Genomic DNA, 14286 nt, shown 5'->3' with positions numbered 1-14286 from the left:
TGTAGTTTTTTGAACTACACTACTTGTAGCAAAAGGTTGACGAAAGCGAGGCAATCCCTACCTATGAGCAAAATGTACGCACGCACATCCGACCACTTCAAATTCTCCGTCGTCAACAATACGCAGCCTGCTCAAGGCGAGCTATCGGTGATGTTTGCTGGCGAAGGCAAGCCGATGCCTTGGCTTACGAACGGCCCAGCCGTACATAACTATTACCTCGTACACACCGTTATCTCTGGCCGCGGCATGTTCGAGATCAGCGGGCAGCGCTTCATGTGCGCGAAGGGCGATACATTCGTTATTTTTCCGGACGAGCTGTTTACCTATGTCCCCGATGAAGCTGACCCTTGGCATTATATGTGGGTCGCCTTCAAAGGCCATATCTCCGAAGCCTTGTTGCTCAGCCTGGGCATTACGCCGGCGAATCCGATCGTCCATGCAGAGGACATCCGCTCGCTTGTTTCGTTGTACCGCAAAATGCGCAGCACGTTCGAACAGACGCCTTTTCCCGAGCTCGCAGATCTGGAGGCTGAAGGCCTGCTTCGTGTATTCCTGAAGGAGCTCGGGCAGCATAACGCCGGCAAGCTTGCGTTCAATTCGCTTGCAATCATCCCTGATATTGAACGTCAGATCAAGCAGGCCGTACGCTGGCTTTCTTACCAATATGCACAGCAAATTTCCATTGAAGATCTTGCGCGAAGCCTTGGCTACCACCGGACGCATCTGTCCAAAATGTTCAAGCAAGTCACTGGCATTTCCCCCATGCAATTCCTGCTCAAGGTGCGGATGGAGCGTGCTAAGGAGCTGCTAAACGGCGAGATTCATCTGTCCATCGATCAAGTCGCTTCTTCTGTCGGCTACTCGGATGCGCTCTATTTCTCCAAGCAATTCCGCAAAACCTTCGGCCTCTCTCCTTCCGAATATAGGCAGCAAGCGCGCGCTTAACCCGCTTCTTCTAAAGCCTGCCAAGAGTGAAATCGACCCTTGAACGCCATCCTTAAAGTAAGGAGCTTCTACAGACTGACTTTAAGGAGGGATCTCGTGTCGCAACAATCTGTTGCTTCATCTACGGAAGTCGAGCACTCGCAAGCAGCATTCAAGCATCGCGGCATGCTTGTCACCGGACTCATCATTGCGATGCTGTTCGCCGCGCTCGACAACACTATCGTGGGTACCGCCATGCCGAAGATTATCGGCGAGCTCGGCGGTCTCAGCTTGTTAACGTGGGTGACCACCGCATATATGCTTACGTCGACAACCGTTGTTCCGATTGCCGGCAAGCTTGCCGATATGTTCGGACGCAAGCTGATTTATGTAACGGGCATTATCATCTTTATTATTGGATCCGCGCTCTGCGGCATCTCGCAATCGATGGAACAGCTCATTATTTATCGCGGTATTCAAGGCATCGGCGGCGGGGTTATGATGCCGATGGCGATGATCATTATAGGGGACTTGTTCACCGGTAAACAGCGCGCGAAGTGGCAAGGCGTCTTCGGCGGCATCTTCGGCCTCTCTTCCGTTATCGGTCCGCAGATTGGCGGCTTTATCGTCGACAACTGGAATTGGAACTGGGTCTTCTACATCAACTTGCCTGTCGGAGTACTTGCGCTCGTCTTTATTGTGCGCGGGCTACCGAAGCATCGAGCGGTCGGCAAGCCCCAGATTGACTACGCTGGTATCGTTACGATGATCGTCGGCGTTGTCAGCTTATTGCTCGCACTCTCGTTCGGCGGCAAAGACTATGCATGGACTTCCTGGCAAATTATCGGCTTGTTCGCATTAGCCATTGTTTCGTTATTCGCTTTCGTCCGAATTGAGAGCAGGACAAGTGAACCGATTCTGCCCGTACACTTGTTTCGAAATCGTATCTTCACCACCGTTAACGGTATCGGATTCTTCCTCAGCCTTGGCATGTTCGGCGCGGTCGTCTTCGTACCGCTGTTCATGCAAGGCATTGTCGGAACGAGCGCTACCGCTTCCGGTACCGTAATGATGCCGATGATGCTTGCATTAATCATCGCCAGCATCCTTGGCGGTCAAATCGTTTACAGGATCGGCCCACGCCTCCAAATGGTCATTGGCATGCTAATCGCGGCCGTCAGCTTCTATCTGCTCTCGACGATGAATGAAGACACAACCAAGCTTGTTGCTTCCTCCTTCATGGTCATTATGGGCTTCGGCATTGGTCTAGTCATGCCGCTGCTGACGCTGGTGCTTCAGGAGAGCTTCAAGCGCGAGGAGCTGGGCGTTGTCACTTCATCCAGCCAGTTCTTCCGCTCCATCGGCGGCACCTTCGGCATTACGATTCTTGGCGCTATTATGAACCATGTGTCGGGCAGCGAGCTCGATACGAAGCTGACGCCTATAATTGAGAAAATGCCGGATCAGTTGGCCGACTTCAAGACATCGATTATTGATATGATTCACACCGATCCCCATGGCCTGTACAACACGCTACTGAATCCCGAAGCGCTGAAGAAGCTGCCGAAGGAAGCGGTCGAGACGATGGTTCCGATCCTGAAGACAACCCTCGTTGACTCCTTGCACAGCGTATTCCTGTACGCTCTCTTGTTCATCCTTATTGGCGCTCTGCTCGCGCTTCTGATCGGCAAAGTGAAGCTGACTCAGCGCTCCAAGGAAGAGAAGACGGAAAACGCTATACAGGCGGTTGAGTCGCATTAAAATATATTGAAAAGGCTTCGCCGCTATTGAGCGGCGAAGCCTTCTTTTTGCAACATTTAAACCAATTAATTAGCCGATGGTCTGCAGCTCTTCTGCGCGCTCGGATACGATTTCTTCTGCTTTGTCTTGCACAGACTCAGCTGCTTCTTGAACCTGCTCGCCTGCGTCTTCCAGAGCGTCCCCAAGGTCGCTGGAACGCCAGCTGCGTACGTTGTCGATCATATGGCTTGCTGTATCTTTTGCTTTCGAAGCTGCCGTTGTGACGCCTTCGCCTACTTGCTTCGCAAGCTTCGTTGTGCTTTCGCCGACTTGGGAAGCGATGCGCACAGTATGATCAGATACCACCTGCGTGCCTTCAGCGATGTCCTTACGCAGCTCGCGTCCAGGCTTTGGTGCAAACAGCAGTGCTGTTACGGAACCGATTACGCCGCCTGCAATCGCGCCATATACGAAACTTTTTGCTCCAATTTTCTTTGCCATTTTGATTCGCTCCTTTGTGTTAGATAGTAGTATCCTGCCCTAGGTCATGACCTGAGCATGCAGAGACGCGGGTATCTTTTCGCTTCGTTTGCCATAACTGCCACACCGCGTAACCAACCTCCGCCCAGTCCATTGCATCCGTAATTTGGTGCCTCAGCTTATCGCCAGACTTCGCGGCATGCCGCTCAACCGTGTCATTCAGCTCAGCGGTCAGCCGGCTTACCGTCAAGGACAGCTGATTTGCCGAATCGCCAATGCGGCGCGTCGCATCCGATAGCCGGGACACGCCTTCCAGCTGCTTCTGCACATTACGCATCGTCGCTGTCATCGGATCAAGCAGCTCGCATACTTGCTCTTTAGCTGCTGCAGTATGACGCTCCATTGCCTCAGCAGCCGTTAGCAGCTTTGCCAGCTTCCGGTCTGCCGCTCGCAACCAAAGTAAAATCCCTGCGACAAGCGCAACGAACGCCGCTACCGCAACCGCCTCAAGCCAAATCGTCATCGTGGCACCTCCTTCACGTAAGCCCCCAGGGCAAATGCCCATTTTCTTACTGACATAATACCCAGCATAGGCTTGTCTTGACACAGCAATTGCGAAAAAATAATGGGCTAATGCCCTTTTGGCACTAGCCCATCTCGTCATTTACTATGTTAAAACAAGCTCTTCACCTTTGCTCCACATGTGTGCTTAGCATGCCTTAAAGCCCGTCCTTGAGGTACGCCAAGGACGATCAATCTACCCCACCCACAGGGGGGCTGGCATTTTGGTTTAGTCCTTCGCTTTGCTTTTGGCGAAACCAAAAGCGGAGCGGTCGAATGATTCTGGAGAAGCGCCAGCGGTCGCCTTTGTATTCGGATTCCAACCAAGTCCCAGTTGTTCAAAGGGAATCCTAATACAACAGCGATCGAAAGAACATTCGACTGCGGAGCGGCCACGGTTTTTTCACTAAACAAAAAAAAGGCCGTCCTAAAGGACAGCCCCCACACTCCCGATTCGATAGCTGCACTTGCCGCCGCCTTTTGCCAGACACTCCGTTCGTTCCACGTCTGTGCCGAGCAGCTGCTGGAACAAGGCCAGCTCGCAACCGCAAGCTTGCTGATAGCGGTTCGCCACCTGGGCAATCGGACAGTTGTACTCATGCAGCACAATGCCGCCTTCACCTGTCTCGACCTGCACCATGTAGCCGCCGTCGTTCTGAATCGCCGCAAGCTCCGATACTTTCTGCTCCAGCGTCTTGCCTTCCATCCGGTGCGCGTACCGGTCTATGAGTTTCCGTTTGCGGCCTTCAAACAATCGGTCAACGATAAGTGCCGTCTCCGGATCGTCCTCCAGCTCTTCCAGAAAATCAAGCGCAAGTACGTGGTAGTTCTTCGGGAACAAGAGCTCGGCTTGCTCAGTCAGACTGAACATATGCGTCGGTCTGCCCATAGCTTGACGGACAACGGTTGGCGATATAAGTCCGTCACGCTCGAGCGTGCTCAAGTGGCGCCGCACGGCCATTTCCGTTATTTGCAGCTGCTTAGCCAGCTCGCCTGCATTCATTTGCCCGTTCGTCTTCAGCAAAAAAAGCACAGTCTGCCGCGTCGAGCCTTCCTGCCGGAGTGCCTGCTCCTTCTGCGAAAACGGCTTACCATCCTGTTCCATCCCAAATCACCACCTTAATCGTTCCAGCCACTACTAGCAAATGTAACGCATTTTCACCGTTTCGTAAATCGGGCGAAAGCATAGGTCCTGATTACTCTCCCAGCTCCCGCACCAAATACGATTCAACCGCCGCTTTAAACGCAGGCAGCCTCTCTGGCAGCACATCCGAGAGCGGATGCCACTGGCCTCTTGTCCACTCGTAATAATCCTGCACAAGCGGCTTGCGCAAGCGCACCAGCTCCAGCAAAGTTTCCTGCAATTCCGCCGGGAATACGCCTTCGCCTGCAATTATCGTAATAATATCCTCATAGCTGCTCGCATCCCGCATAATAAAGCCGTCAATCAGGTAGCTTCCAATATCCGTTACTGCCTCGATTGCCAGATGGAGCGCCCGCTCTTGGGCAAGCCCTTGCAGCAGGCTTCCGTCCCAGCTTTGCTTCAGCAATTGCAGCGCCGAAACAACGTCAGGAATGACCTGCAAACGCACATTCAACTGTTCACGATTTACATAATACATCCTGCCAAATCTCCTGTTCTGCTATGACCGCTTCGTTTTATTTTTACGTGCTTTGCGTTTGAGCCACATGGTCATCACGATTGCACTAAAGATAACGACGAGCAAATAAGTCATCATTTCAAATACGTCACCCATTGTTAAGCCTTCCTTTGCTACGATTCGAAGTCTACGCTTGCAGAAGCCTCGCGAACCTCAGTCATATGTGCGATGACCTCTTTATGTACCGGGTGCACCTGGTAAGCGGCGAGCGTTTCCATCGATTCAAATTTGGTAATCAGTGCTATGTGATACGAACGCTCTGAATGCAGCACGTCAGTGCCCACTTCGATCGAGAGCAGCTCATCAATCTTGCCTTCCATGTTCTTCAGCACTTGAACGGTGCGCGCAACGCTCTCCGGGCTGCCATCCTTCAACTTGAACAATACGATATGCGTAATCATAATACGAACCGCTCCCTCGTCAATGTAGTGGATTGAGAAACATCCTTTTGTCACATAATAACTCAAGGTGCCGTCATTCGGCAATCTTCCAGCAAAGGGTGTGTGCCGCTTATGCGATATCCGGTTACGATTGCAGCCTCACTGATCGGCCTCCTGTTATGCCTATTTAACTCCACAGGATACGATCCGCATAATTTCGTCTTCTTCATGTTCAGCGTGCCGGCCTGGTTCGCGGACATGATTGTGGACATTCATAATGTGAATGTCTATTTGATGTACGTCTTGACGATCGCCAGCTATGCACTGCTCGGTTATATCTGTGACTGGGCGGTTGCACGATCCCGAGGACGACGCCGTTCATACGATTAGCAGGTGAGCCTGCAAAAAAAAGGAGCCGCGCTGGTCGGCTCCTTTTACTTTCTTATTCAACAATCAGAACGGCTTTCATATCTGCGTGGCCTGTTCCGCACATAACGGCACAGTGCATCTCGTACTTGCCTGGTTTATCAAACGTAACGTCTTGCTCCATCTTGTCGCCTTGAAGATCAATACCGAGATCAGGAATTGCCAGGCCGTGAACGCCGCTCTTATTGATGAGCTTCAGCTTCACTTTATCGCCTTTCTTCACTTTGTATTCTTTCTGGTCAAAGACGAAATCTGCAGATGCTTCTACCTTCATAAGAGTAACGCCAGGCGGCAAAGATGCTGCCTCGTCTACCGGCTTGCCCGGAAGCTGTGTCGTCAGCAAAACAACGCCCAAAACCGAAGCTGCTGCGAAAACGACGAACATGATCCACTTATGCATTGCTTCTTGCTCCCCTTTTCATCAAATGTCTACTCCTTATATTACATAAGATCGTCCGTTCTTCTCAACCTTAAACTGTGTCAACAAATAAACTTTTTTCACCTTTTTGACAAAACGATGAACGAACTACTTCGTCAAATACGTCCGAAGCAGCCGCTCAGCCTCCGCTTTCACAAACGTCCACGGCATGGAGAAGTGATGCTGATAGCCCATACAGCTATATGACGCCGTCAGCCCTTCCGTCGTGCGCTTCTCCTGGTAAAGGTTGATGCTGCACGCCCGAAACTGCCTGCGTATCGATGCCAGCTCCAGCAGGACACGGTCCTGCAGCCCGCGCATCATCGACTCATACAGGCGCGGCAGCTTCGTCGCCGTTGCACCGACGATACGAATGTCATGATCGAGAATTTGACTTACGACACCAAGCAGCACATATCGCTTCACAAGCTCCAGTTCCTTGCCGATTTGAACGGGCGGCGATGCATGATTCATCTCCACAGCCAATGTAACCCCTCCAAGCCTCTCCACAATAAGAACATTTGTTCTCATTATAACAGCGCGTGCTTCGGGATGCAAGCAGCTGCCGAGGCGGATAAGCCCTAGGAAAAGAAAAACGGCCATCCTAGAAAGGATGACCGCAAATGAAGTGAGCTATACGTAAATTACTTCCTGTTCTTCAATACTTCAATAAGTTGGCGAAGCCGATCCGGCAACGGAATGCCGATCCGACCCAAATTCTCCGTAACGGAAATAAGCTCATTCGCTAAATAAAAATAAATGGCTCCGCCCATGGCAACGTTGCTTAGCTCAAGCATAATATCAATTCGGTGGGCAAGCAAAATAACGAGCAGCATTACGCCTTTCTTCGCTAGTCCCCAAGATCCCACGCCGCTGCTTAAATTCTTCTCCTTTACCGCGGCTGTAATGCCGGTCGCGTAATCTACGCCCATTGCCACGATGAGTAATGTCAATGATTCCGGCCACATACCAAAGGAGAACGTGAGCAGCGAACCGAACACAGCGGTAATACTGCAAACGATGGTGTGTGGCAAGACCGTTACCCCTCCCCTCAAGATGCAACTGCATTACATCATATGCGAGAGAATTGCAGGTTGTCCCCACAGGTGTACAAGATCTCAAAGATAGGCTTACTTCGCGATAAACCGGAACACGGTGCTGCTGTAATCGCCGTGCGGCAGCGGCTTCACAACGCCGGCATGCATCAGCTCGTCGCCGCCGACCACTTCGCTTGTGCCAATCCACTCGTAGCTCAGATCGCTGCTAAGTCCTTTTAGTTTCAAGCGGCTAAGCGGCGGGTTCGGCTCGTTCAGCACGGTAACGTGTACAACGAGTGCCTCGCGCTTATCCTTGGAGACGAACATCCACGCCGTCTCATTACCCTCAAACGGGCTGAGAAGCCGGTAGAACGTGCCGTACTGCACAAGTTCGCGCACTTCCTTCACAAGCGCAACCTGACGCTTCACTTCTTCCTTCTCGGCTTCGCTGAATACCGTCAAGTCCAGCTCGTAGCCGAAGTTGCCGGACATCGCGACATCACCGCGCGTCTTGAGCGGCGTGTTGCGGCCTACCTGGTGATTCGGCACGGCGGATACATGTGCGCCCATTGTGCTAATCGGATAAACGATACTCGTGCCATATTGGATGCGGAGCCGGCTAATCGCATCGGAGTTGTCGCTCGTCCACGTTTGCGGCATGTAATAGAGCATGCCTGGGTCGAACCGTCCTCCGCCGCCAGAGCAACTCTCAAACAGCACATGCGGGAACGCAGACGTGATCTGCTCGAGCACGCGATAGAGGCCAAGCATGTAGCGATGCGCCGTTTCGCGCTGCCGCTCCGGCGGCAGCAGTGCCGATCCGATCTCCGACATGTTGCGGTTCATATCCCACTTCACATACGTAATCGGCGCGCTGCGCAATACCGCGCTCACCGATTCGATGATATAGTTCTGCACATCCTCGCGGGAGAGATCGAGAATAAGCTGCTGTCTGCCTTCCGAACGGCGGCGCTCAGGCACGTGCAAGCACCAGTCCGGATGCGCACGGTACAGGTCGCTGTCCGGAGAAACCATCTCCGGCTCGAACCATAAGCCGAATTCCAGTCCATGGCTGCACACTCGCTCCGCCAAGTCTTCCAGGCCGCGAGGCAGCTTCTTCGCGTCGACGACCCAGTCGCCAAGCGAACAGTTGTCGCTGTCCCGGCGACCGAACCATCCGTCATCGAGGACGAACATCTCAATGCCGAGCTCGCTTGCTTGGGCGGCGATCGCTTCGATTTTGTCCGCATTAAAGTTAAAGTAAGTCGCTTCCCAGTTGTTGACCAGAATCGGACGAACTGCATCACGGAATGCGCCGCGGCACAGGCGTGTCCGGTACAGTTCATGATACGTCTGCGACATCGTGCCAAGACCGCTACCCGAGAAGACCATAACCGCTTCCGGCGTCTGGAACGACTCGCCTGCTTCGAGCCGCCATGAGAAGTCAAACGGATTGATGCCGATAAATGCCCGCGACGTGTGGAACTGATCCACTTCAACACCTGCGGAGAAGCTGCCGCTGTAGACGAGGCTGAAGCCGAATACATCGCCATGATCTTCAGTCGAACCTTCGGACAGCAAGGCGAAGAACGGATTATTCATATGGCTGCTGGAGCCGCGACGGCTCTCAATTGCCTGCAAGCCCGGCGTCAGCGAGCGCTTATGGATGTAGCGCTCGCGCACCCACGCTCCGGACAATTGCAGCATATCGAAACGGTCATGCGGCAGATCCACGCTTGCGGTGAGCGCGCGTGTCAGCTGCATAACGCCAGTGCTATCGTTCTTAATGCGTGCAGAGCGGACGACTGCATCGAACGCCTCAAATACCGTGTAGGACAGCTCGACCGTAAGGCCTGCAAGCTTGTCCGCCAATGTAACGATAAGAGTCTGAGCCTCGGAATCCTGTTCTGTATAAACGGAAGGCAGCCCCGCAAGCTCTGGCTTCCCTTGTACGATCACATGCGACTCGTAAGAAAGCTCCGTTACGGTCGTACCGTTCGGCAGCTGAACGGCATATGCCGGCGAACGCAGGTCGCCAGAGCCGTAGCCCGGATATTCCTGCGGCAATGTATCCAAAGATATTGTCCGGTCCTCCGGAATCGGTGTCGGACAGAATGAAGCGCGTTCGATACGCTGAAGCAAGCGCGCCGGGTTAGGCTCGCTGATTCGGCGACCCCAATACAGATGTGCCGGATAGCCTTGCAGCACTTGAAAAATATAACTCATGCTTCGTGTTTGAAGATGGAACATACCGTTTGCGGCATTGAATATAATTGACATCCTTAACGCATCCTCCCTATGGACAAAACGACTCTACTGTTAGCGTGTGAATGACAGGCACAATAGGCTTGTCGTCTCCAAGTATAGGGGGATTCGCGAACGATCAATATGGATGCTTGACGCCATCATATGGAGAAATGTAGGATCACGGAACGAGCTTCCGTCACTATTGCATCTCAAATACGCCAGCTCGCCGGATATCAAACGAAATCTTCACTTGCAAATCCTTCTCACCGGGGAGCCAGTCGCCGTTTCGAGCTGTCTTTTTCCATGTGCCCAAATGATACCGATACATCACTTCTTCCATGTTAAACAGATCCATATGCTTGCGAATGCCAGACGTATAAGCAAGCATAATCTCGTCCTCGATCAACTTTTTTACCTTGTCTTCAATTTCTCCCACCGTCATCGAGCCGCCAATCTCAGTCAAATCGCCGTACGCCTTCACATGCAGAACAAACTTCGGACCTCCCTCGCCTGCTTTCAGTTCCTTCTTCTCCACCTTTGCGTACTTAATCATGACGACCGCTGCATCCTGCTGCCCCCCTGACTGCACCGTGTATTGCGCGCGATAGAGCGGATTTCTCGACCAGCGAATCCCCGTCACCTGTTTCAGAGGCAAGAAGACCGGCTTATGCTTCATCTTGAAGGCGAATACGCCGTCCAGCTCCTGCACGGTAATCGGCTTCTTGTTCTGGTGCCAAACCTTGCTCGAAACGGTGACACTCGGCAGCAGCGCGGTCATCGCTTTCTCATTGAAGGCCGCGACGAATTTCTGCATCGTAACCGGTGGAACGGAGCTGTTCTGCTTCTCAAGCGTAAGCGGGTTATAAATATAGCTGTACGTCTGCGACAGCTCAAAGAAAGCACTTGCCGTGAAGATGTCGCTAAGATCGCTGCGTGTCCCGTAGATCCATGACGTATAACGCGTCACGCGCACCCGATTGACCGCATCCAGAATTTGAGCCATCCTATCCATGGCAGGCTCTCGCACAATAACCACGCTTAATTGATCGAAATTAAGCGTGCTTTGGGTCGTCACCGCAATTTGTTTATTCGCTTCGCTGATGCTTTCGCCTCGACCTATGCCGATCCAGACGGAAGGCTTCTGTGCCTTTGGGCTCTCCGACTTCGCGATCGCCGAGAAGTCCATCAACTGGACCGTTACGATATATCGACCGTCCCGGTAATCGACGCCCATCGCCTTTACGAACGCTTGCGCGCTAAGATCGCTTGTATCCATCCGCTCCTTGCAGCCGCTCAGCACACTCGGCAGCACGAGTAGCAGCAAAAACAGTGATCGGCTGCAGAGCTTCATGGCAAATTCCGCTTCACGCGATATTTCCACGGCAGCTGCCACACCGCTGTAATCATTTTCTTGAACTCGAACGGAGCAAGCGGCTTCAAGAACGGCATGCCGAACGACTCCAGCGTGCACAAGTACAACATGACGGAGAACAAGGAAATAAAGAAACCGAACAGGCCTAGGAACGAGGCAGCAATCATCATATAGAATCGAATAACGGTTACAGAGCCGTTGAGTGATTGGTTCACTAATGTAAAGGTCGATACCGCCGTCACTGCTGTGATGACCAGCATCGAAGCCGATGTCAGTCCTGCGCGAATCGCGGCATCGCCGACAATCAAGCCGCCGACAACGGTGACCGTTTGACCGACGGCTCGCGGCAAACGAACCCCCGCTTCGCGGAAGATTTCGAACATGATCATCATCAGAATCAGTTCCATTTGCGGACTGAACGGCAACCCGATCCTATTCAGCGTAACCGTAGCCAGCAGCGCGAATGGAAGCTGGTCGTTATTGAAAGCCAGCAAGCCCAGATAAAAACCTGGCAATATGCCGGCTAAGAAGAAACTGATCAAGCGAAGCGACCGTTCAAAGACGACAAAATAAAACGGCTGGTAGGCATCCTCCGGAGACTTGACAAGCAAGGAGACATTGACCGGCGCGACTAGGGCAGCAGGCGTGCCATTCACCAGAATGGCGAATCTGCCATTCATAAGCGATTGAATGACCGCGTCCGGCCGGCCGATGTAATCAATCAATGGCACGAGCACAATCGACTTATCGGAAATAATATCCTCAAGCTCTCCCGCTCCATGAAGAACCGCAATATTAACGCCGCGAATCCGATGTCTCGCTTCCTCAAGCGCGGCCTTCGCTGTAACGCCATCCATCGAGAGCAAGCATATTCTCGTCTGCGATTCCGTGCCGACTGTAAACCATTCGGCATGCATTTTTGGCGAGCGCAGCCGTTTCCGAATCAGCGCCAAATTCGTGTCGATCTCTTCGACGAACCCATCACGCGGTCCTTTAATGGATAATTCAAGCGTCGATTCATCCGGCGCCCGCCCCGGAGGCTGAGAGCAATCGATGGAGTAGTATTGCTCCTGCGCCGGCTTCCACACGATGATATAACCCGCGAACAGCCGATTGAACAGTTCTTTGCCTTCGGCACCGGGATCCAAATCCCGAACAAACGGACTTTGCTCCGAATCGATGTGTTCACCTAGCTTATCCGGCCGGAGCAGTTCCCTCATCAATTGCACGTCCAGCATGCTGCAACAATACAGTACGGTAATATGCTCACGGTCCTCGCTGCCTTCGCGCTCGTAAGACAACGAGTGAACTTCGACGTCGCCGCAATGCTTTACGGCGTCCAGCAGCCAATCAAAGGTTATTGATTGCTCCGTCGTCTTGCCTTGGCTTCGGATTCTCATCTGCGCCACCCTCCTTCGGAATGCCCTTAAACGACAACAGCCATATTAGAGTCGTCACACAAACAATTACGCCAATTTCAATGACAAACGCATACCGATAGATCAATTCAGGGGCATTTACCGAAGCAAGCAGGATGAGCGCAAGGACCATGTATATGATGCTAAGACCCGTTATGAAAATGACCTTTGGGAGCGGCTTGCGCAGTTGGATTAGCTCAATGGTAATTACGATACCGAGCGAAATACGCACGAAAGCACCGGAGAGCCACTGATAGATCGCGAAGAAGTCCACATGCTCAATGTATTTGCCGACCGAAACGAGCCGCCATTGGGCAAATGCCGGAAAGAGCAGCTTGTCAGCTTCCGCAGGACCGAACTGCGTGAGCGCTCCAATCGTCGGGCCTAACATGAGCAGCATAATAAACGCAAGCTGAATGATCATTTGCCAATGTTTAATGCGGCCGCTCAAGTGATGTTGAATGAACAAAATCACCGAAAGCTCCATCATGCAGCCAATCGCATACAAGGAACCGTGCAGAGGTGGACCCGCTCCACCCTCCAACATCGGAAGCAGCAGAGCGTAGTTTTTATTCGGCATGTTGGCGCTCATGACGAAATCGCCGAGAATAACGACGGCAGGCAGCAGCAAGCAGGACATATACGCGACCGCTCTTAGCCCGCTATAGGCAGCACAACCGATGAGCATCATCAAGGTAATCATGACAACAAGAAGCGGCGTATCCGGAAGATAAGTCGCGGACGTCCAGCTGATTGTTTCGACAAACGTTTGAAAGCTCGCGTGCAGCAGCACGAGGATAGTTGGCAAAATAATGAGCCATGCGCCAAAAGGGGACACTCTGGTGCGCAGCCATTCCCGCAGATTAATCTGCTTCGTTCGCTTCATCGTCCCCGTGACGAAAATCAAGGTCCAAGGCAGAAGGATAACAAAAGCGATGATGCCGCACATCCACGAGTCTCTGCCGCTGACCTCCAGCACGGACGGAAGGACTAGCACATGCGACGATAGACCGACTGACAGCGTCAGCATCATAAAGACCGGCCAGAAGCCAAGTTCAAGCGATTTCGTCTTCATTCCGCAGTTGCCCTCCTTTCCATTTCGGCATAGTTTTACCAGAATAGGCATAAAAAAACCGATCCCTTGCAAGCACTAGGCTCGAAGGGACCGGTTCAATCAGCGGCTGAGTTAGAGAACGCAGCCTTTCTTAAGTATTAAATTCGCGTACCGTTCCGTTTCGCTCGTTGCGATAATCGCATAGGCTTTGCGCGCCCGCTCGTAGAAGGCGAACCGCTCCACCATCTCGAACGGCGACTCCAGGCTTGCGCGCTCCTGAATGACGCGGCCGTAAACGTCCCACACCGGCGTCGCAACCGTATCGCCAGGCACAACCTGCATAAGCGCTGCCGGCTTCTCGACATATTGATCGAGCGGCATCAGCTGGAGAATCGCCTCTAGCAGCGCCGGAATCTCATGCCCGTCACAGCGGATGAGCCTCTGTGCGTGGCTTGCAGCCGGGAAGTTCGAGTCCGCGATCACAATTTCATCGCCGTGGCCCATCTCCATTAAGATCTTCAGCAAATCCGGTGACAGCAATTTAGGAATACCAATTAGCATCGTGAGT

At 52.7% G+C, this 14286-nt stretch carries 16 protein-coding genes; 3 read left to right on the top strand and 13 right to left on the bottom strand.

What is annotated here, in order from left to right; translation table 11 throughout:
• Nucleotides 1-63 precede the first annotated feature (63 nt).
• Both AC0YNX_RS01035 and AC0YNX_RS01030 read left to right on the top strand, forming a co-directional pair.
• Nucleotides 64-945, top strand: coding sequence for an AraC family transcriptional regulator (locus AC0YNX_RS01035; RefSeq protein WP_475813801.1), 882 nt, complete (start codon nt 64-66; stop codon nt 943-945).
• Nucleotides 946-1110: 165 nt separating this feature from the next.
• Nucleotides 1111-2685 (top strand): MDR family MFS transporter, encoded by a 1575-nt coding sequence (locus AC0YNX_RS01030; protein WP_475815148.1) that lies wholly within the window; start codon nt 1111-1113, stop codon nt 2683-2685.
• 69 nt (nt 2686-2754) lie between these two features.
• Here the strand turns inward: AC0YNX_RS01030 and AC0YNX_RS01025 are convergent, their stop codons facing one another.
• From AC0YNX_RS01025 to AC0YNX_RS01005, 5 genes are all read right to left on the bottom strand, one after another.
• A complete protein-coding gene (locus AC0YNX_RS01025) occupies nt 2755-3165 on the bottom strand; it encodes a YtxH domain-containing protein (RefSeq protein WP_475813800.1) in 411 nt (136 codons plus the stop codon).
• 19 nt (nt 3166-3184) lie between these two features.
• Nucleotides 3185-3667, bottom strand: a complete 483-nt coding sequence (locus AC0YNX_RS01020; RefSeq protein WP_475813799.1) for a hypothetical protein — start codon at nt 3665-3667, stop codon at nt 3185-3187.
• 465 nt (nt 3668-4132) lie between these two features.
• Entirely contained in the window at nt 4133-4810 is a 678-nt protein-coding gene (locus AC0YNX_RS01015; RefSeq protein ID WP_475813798.1) for a helix-turn-helix transcriptional regulator, read from the bottom strand.
• Nucleotides 4811-4901: 91 nt separating this feature from the next.
• The gene (locus AC0YNX_RS01010) at nt 4902-5327 is read right to left on the bottom strand and encodes a DUF86 domain-containing protein (protein ID WP_475813797.1); all 426 of its coding nucleotides are present in this window, start codon (nt 5325-5327) and stop codon (nt 4902-4904) included.
• A gap of 152 nt (nt 5328-5479) precedes the next feature.
• Complete coding sequence (locus AC0YNX_RS01005; RefSeq protein ID WP_090572796.1) at nt 5480-5767, bottom strand: Dabb family protein; 288 nt, start codon at nt 5765-5767, stop codon at nt 5480-5482.
• Between the two features lie 111 nt (nt 5768-5878).
• Here AC0YNX_RS01005 and AC0YNX_RS01000 point away from each other — a divergent pair, with 111 nt between their 5' ends.
• Nucleotides 5879-6136, top strand: a complete 258-nt coding sequence (locus AC0YNX_RS01000; protein WP_475813796.1) for a hypothetical protein — start codon at nt 5879-5881, stop codon at nt 6134-6136.
• Nucleotides 6137-6188: 52 nt separating this feature from the next.
• Here AC0YNX_RS01000 and AC0YNX_RS00995 read toward each other — a convergent pair whose 3' ends face one another.
• From AC0YNX_RS00995 to AC0YNX_RS00960, 8 genes are all read right to left on the bottom strand, one after another.
• Nucleotides 6189-6572 (bottom strand): cupredoxin domain-containing protein, encoded by a 384-nt coding sequence (locus AC0YNX_RS00995; RefSeq protein WP_475813795.1) that lies wholly within the window; start codon nt 6570-6572, stop codon nt 6189-6191.
• 126 nt (nt 6573-6698) lie between these two features.
• On the bottom strand, nt 6699-7121 hold the full coding sequence (locus tag AC0YNX_RS00990; RefSeq protein WP_475813794.1) for a YhjD family protein: 423 nt from the start codon (nt 7119-7121) through the stop codon (nt 6699-6701).
• Between the two features lie 113 nt (nt 7122-7234).
• Nucleotides 7235-7624 (bottom strand): phage holin family protein, encoded by a 390-nt coding sequence (locus AC0YNX_RS00985; protein ID WP_475813793.1) that lies wholly within the window; start codon nt 7622-7624, stop codon nt 7235-7237.
• A gap of 96 nt (nt 7625-7720) precedes the next feature.
• The gene (locus AC0YNX_RS00980) at nt 7721-9907 is read right to left on the bottom strand and encodes an alpha-galactosidase (RefSeq protein ID WP_475813792.1); all 2187 of its coding nucleotides are present in this window, start codon (nt 9905-9907) and stop codon (nt 7721-7723) included.
• A 166-nt stretch (nt 9908-10073) separates the two neighbouring features.
• Nucleotides 10074-11267: a Ger(x)C family spore germination protein gene (locus AC0YNX_RS00975; protein WP_475813791.1), complete on the bottom strand. Its 1194-nt coding sequence runs from the start codon at nt 11265-11267 to the stop codon at nt 10074-10076.
• A complete protein-coding gene (locus AC0YNX_RS00970) occupies nt 11222-12646 on the bottom strand; it encodes a spore germination protein (RefSeq protein WP_475813790.1) in 1425 nt (474 codons plus the stop codon). Before AC0YNX_RS00970 ends, AC0YNX_RS00975 begins: the two co-directional genes overlap by 46 nt.
• Nucleotides 12597-13739 (bottom strand): endospore germination permease, encoded by a 1143-nt coding sequence (locus AC0YNX_RS00965; RefSeq protein ID WP_475813789.1) that lies wholly within the window; start codon nt 13737-13739, stop codon nt 12597-12599. Before AC0YNX_RS00965 ends, AC0YNX_RS00970 begins: the two co-directional genes overlap by 50 nt.
• Nucleotides 13740-13850: 111 nt before the next feature.
• Entirely contained in the window at nt 13851-14279 is a 429-nt protein-coding gene (locus tag AC0YNX_RS00960; RefSeq protein ID WP_475813788.1) for an RbsD/FucU family protein, read from the bottom strand.
• Nucleotides 14280-14286: the final 7 nt, after the last annotated feature.

It is taken from the genome of Paenibacillus sp. J31R98, from assembly GCF_056269245.1.
The sequence above is the reverse complement of the archived record's forward strand: the minus strand, read 5'-3'. Positions and strand labels throughout refer to the sequence as shown.